Source organism: Shewanella sp. 11B5, assembly GCF_002836795.1.
Taxonomy (GTDB): domain Bacteria; phylum Pseudomonadota; class Gammaproteobacteria; order Enterobacterales; family Shewanellaceae; genus Shewanella; species Shewanella frigidimarina.
The window spans coordinates 1-4,370 of the sequence record NZ_PJAP01000557.1; the positions used below are offsets into that span (position 1 = coordinate 1).

The window sequence follows — 4,370 nt, forward strand, 5'->3', positions numbered from 1 at the left end:
TCAGCAAAGAACTTTGATAGCTAATCCACCCAAAGAGGTTTCTCTATATTTAGAGTTCATATCCTTACCTGTTTCCATCATTGTTTCGATGACTTTATCAAGAGACACGAGAGGATCTGAAGAACGACGTAGTGCCATACGTGCAGAGTTAATCGCTTTTACTGCGTTAATTCCATTACGTTCAATGCAAGGTATTTGCACCCTTCCAGATACAGGGTCGCAAGTCAGTCCCAGGTTGTGTTCCATACCAATTTCTGCAGCGATACATACTTGTTCAGGACTACCACCCAATAACTCAACAAGCCCAGCAGCAGCCATTGAACAGGCAACTCCAACCTCTCCTTGGCAGCCAACTTCCGCTCCTGAAATGGAAGCATTCTGTTTAAATAACCCACCAATAGCCCCAGATGCCGCCAGAAAACGCATATAGTCTTTCTCGGTAACTCTATGGATAAACTTGTCGTAATAAGCAATTACTGCTGGGACAATACCGCAAGCCCCATTAGTAGGTGCTGTGACAACTCGGCCTCCAGATGCATTTTCTTCGCTCACTGCAAAAGCAAACATATTGACCCAATCAATAACAGCCATAGGGTCATTAGATGTAGATTCAGAAGCCACAAGTTGTTGGCAAAGCGCAGCAGCACGACGAGGGATCCGCATTGGTCCTGGTAGTACCCCTTGGGTATTCATACCGCGATCCATAGATTCACGCATCGTTTTCCAGATATGAGTAAACTGAGCTTGAATATTACCGTCTGGGCGCAGCGATTTTTCATTCTCTAACACTAAAGAGCTAATCGATAATCCTTCAGTTTTACAATGTTTAATCAATTCTTCAGCTGTAGAATATTCATAAGGAACTTTTACTAACTGTTCCTCCTGTTTGCCGAAATTTTCTTCATCAACAATGAATCCGCCTCCGATAGAATAGTAAGTCTTGGAGAGCACTTTCTCGTTTTCTATCCATGCGTGGATTTGCATGCCATTTTCATGCAGTTTCAAATTTGTATTATGGAAGTGGATGCTTTTATTATAAGGGAAGGACACCGTATGACAGTGCATGCCTACAGGAAGCCTTTCACTTTTCTCCAGCCGTGCAATAAAACTGGGGATACTTTCGATATCGACATCTTCCGGTAGATTACCCGCTAGACCCATAATAATGGCTATATCTGTGTTGTGACCCTTTCCTGTGAGTGACAGTGCGCCATATAAATCAACAGTAATTCTAGTGATTTCTCGAAGCTTGCTTTTCGAACGTAACTCATCGATAAACTCTTTTCCTGCTTTCATTGGTCCGCCGGTATGAGAGCTTGAAGGTCCAATACCCACTTTATAAATATCGAAAACACTAATCATATTGATTCCTTTGCAAAAGCTTCTATACCTAGAAGCTTTTGTCATAGTTTATGAATGGATAGAGCTGTTAAAATATGTCGTAAAGAACAGAGCTGATAGCAGCTAAGCCGCATATAACCGTAAAAATTTGAACAGGAAGTGATGTTTTATACTTAGCCATTGCAGGAACTTTATGCATCGCAAAAACGGGCATTAAAAATAGAATCGCAGCAATCATTGGAGCGCCCACTGCCTCAATCATGCCTAAAATACTTGGGTTAACGATAGCAACCACCCATGTAGACAGCACAATGAAAGCAAGTGATGCTTTTTCAATGATATTTACTGAAGCAGTCGTCCGGCACTTAATAACCCCAACCAGACCTTCGTGCGCACCAAGGAAGTGGCCAAAATAACTGGAGGTAATTGCTGTAAACGCCACAATAGGACCCATTAGAGAAATCATTGGAGATTCATGTTCATTGGCCAGGTAAGACAGGATAGAAATATTTTGTTCTTTAGCTAATAGTAGCTGTTCCGGTGACAAAGATAGCACCACTGAAAATACAAAGAACATAACAAATCCCATCAACATCAACGCAGCACCACCTGTAATAGCGTCAGTTTTTTCTACTGCATTTTGGCCATACTTCCGACGTTGCTCTTTCGTGAACTGACTGATGATAGGGCTATGATTAAACGAAAAGACAATAAGAGGAATCGATAGCCAAATAATCGATGGCATAGATGACCATTCAGGCGAGACTTCCATCATCGAAGTATTCCAGTCTGGGATTAGATAAATCGATAGTGCCAGCAACAGAAACACTAATGGATAAACTAGAATAGAAGTGACTTTCAGCATAAGTTCTCTACCAAAAACGACACCGCCCGTCATTGCCAGAATCAATCCTCCAGATAATATCCAGCGTGGAATTGAAGCTATACCCATCTGGTTTACCATAAAGGAATCTACGGTATTAGTGATCCCCACCCCGTAAATTAGAACGATAGGAAAGATAGCAAAAAAATAGGCAAAGGAAATCAGGTTGGCACCTGTTTTACCAAAGTGCTCCTCAACTGTGTCGGTAATATTCGATTCAGGTTTCGTTGACGATAACACAAACCGAGCCAGAGACTTATGGGCGAACCATGTCATAGGAGCTGCAATTAAAGCTAAAATAACGAGAGGCCAAAAACCACCTGCTCCAGCTTTAATAGGAAGAAAAAGAACTCCCGCACCCACAGCCGTGCCAAAAAGAGAAAGGCACCAAGTAAAATCTTGATAGTTAAATCGACTCTGATCTACAGGTAAGAAGGAGTCATTTGTTAATGTTCTTGAGCTCATATTAATACACTCACTATATTGATAATAATTGATTCGACAACGGTTCTGTCTCAGATTTACCCATAGGAACTGAATCATATGGCTCTTGTTCTGCAAATATTACGGAATCCCGTTCAGTTCAGAATAATGTGCTCTGAATCAACTATCTTTGCATGCCAGTCCAATGTGTAACTTCTAATTTCATTACCACTTTTTGTTACGTTCTAAACTCGCGAATATACTTATAAATAGCATGACGAGTTATTCCTAGCCGTTCTGCAACCGTGTTTGTTGCCTCTTTAAGTTCGAAAATTCCGTTTTCAAACAGCAGTTTGGTTATGGCTTTATTTTTCCCTTTCAAGTTGATTTTTTCGTCGTTTTCAACTTGAATAATTGCGTTCTCAAGTGCTTTTTCAATTAATTCACTTGGAGATGAACTAAAGTTCTCATTAACACCGATTGAAGCGCTTGCCGTCTCGGGCATTAATGTTTTAATGATTTCGGTAAATGGGTAGGATAAGTTGGCATTAACACAAAATAATCCTATTGGTTTTTCATTCTCCCCAGCGAGTACACATGTTGTAGATTTCAGTAAAGATCCGTCTTTGATTCTAGTGAAATAGCTTTTGGGTGTCGCATCTCCTGTTTTCTCAAAAGCGCGAAGCATTTTCAGACCCATATCGGTAATCGGTGAACCTACGGTTCGGCCGGTATGATGTCCGTTGACAATTTTAACGACGGAATGCTCGAAGCTTTCGAATGAATGGACCACCACTTCACAATGAGGCCCTATAAATTCCGCTACGGTTTCTGCCAAGCGGAAATTGGATTTCATAAATTCTTTGTCTTTATCTGTAAACACAATATTGAATGATTTGTATGCGTTCATAGTCATGTAAATACCACTAAAGTTAACTAAAATTGGTCTTAATTGACCATTTATATACTTTTAATGCAATTAATCGTTCGAGCTGATAAGACGTATAAGACAATAATGGTCAGATTGAGTCAATAAGATAGTTACATATAGTTAATTTTTGTGAGGTGTATTGCTATTTTTATGTGTGTAATGCTTGTTTTAGTTACATCTAGTTAACTTTAGCTTGGTGTACATAAAAATATTAACTCGAAAGAATACGGTGATATAAAGTTAAAAAAATTTAACAGGCTTGATCTTGACCAATACCGAGCCTAAGACAGACAAAAGTGATCAAGCAAACCCTGGAAGGCTATTTCTATCGATTTTATTGAGCGGATAAATTTTGATCAGATTTATTGTGAATCTACATCTCTTTAGAGGAACAACAATCAAGTGCCGTTATTGGGAGTAAGTCGTTGTTTAAGGTGTGTGTAATCTCACCTGTTTGGGCTAAATTATCTTAAACCTTATTTAGTTAACTGTTATGCTTGCAAAAGTATCCTTGTTTTTGAGAGTCCGATGGATAAATCTGCTTTTTTAGATGCGATGAATATTACTCGCTGGCTCAGTGCCGATAAACCGTTAAAGCCTTACTTAGTGTTGCATGATCTCGATGCCGACTTATCTGATCAAATGTTTATTCATGATGTACTGCGTTTATTAAACGTTGATATTGATCAGTGCGAGTTTGATTGTGAAATGATCAAAGGGCCGCAGGTGATATGGGATATGCGTAAGACAAAAGTTCGTCCTCGCGTTGCTTGGGTTGTAAGTGCGCCGCTA

Annotated in this window: 4 protein-coding genes; 1 reads left to right on the top strand and 3 read right to left on the bottom strand. The window is 39.8% G+C overall.

Annotation, left to right across the window (positions count from 1 at the left end):
- The 3 genes from CXF78_RS13055 to CXF78_RS13065 all read right to left on the bottom strand — a co-directional run bounded on the left by CXF78_RS13055 (position 1) and on the right by CXF78_RS13065 (position 3,563).
- Positions 1-1,362, bottom strand: a complete 1,362-nt coding sequence (locus tag CXF78_RS13055) for an L-serine ammonia-lyase (RefSeq protein ID WP_102037044.1) — start codon at positions 1,360-1,362, stop codon at positions 1-3.
- Between the two features lie 67 nt (positions 1,363-1,429).
- Complete coding sequence (locus CXF78_RS13060; protein WP_011636171.1) at positions 1,430-2,689, bottom strand: aromatic amino acid transport family protein; 1,260 nt, start codon at positions 2,687-2,689, stop codon at positions 1,430-1,432.
- Between the two features lie 196 nt (positions 2,690-2,885).
- On the bottom strand, positions 2,886-3,563 hold the full coding sequence (locus CXF78_RS13065; RefSeq protein ID WP_011636172.1) for a helix-turn-helix transcriptional regulator: 678 nt from the start codon (positions 3,561-3,563) through the stop codon (positions 2,886-2,888).
- 543 nt (positions 3,564-4,106) lie between these two features.
- On the opposite strand from CXF78_RS13065, the gene CXF78_RS13070 reads away from it, so the two are divergent.
- On the top strand, positions 4,107-4,370 hold a 264-nt coding region (locus tag CXF78_RS13070), incomplete at its 3' end, for a hypothetical protein (protein ID WP_102037045.1).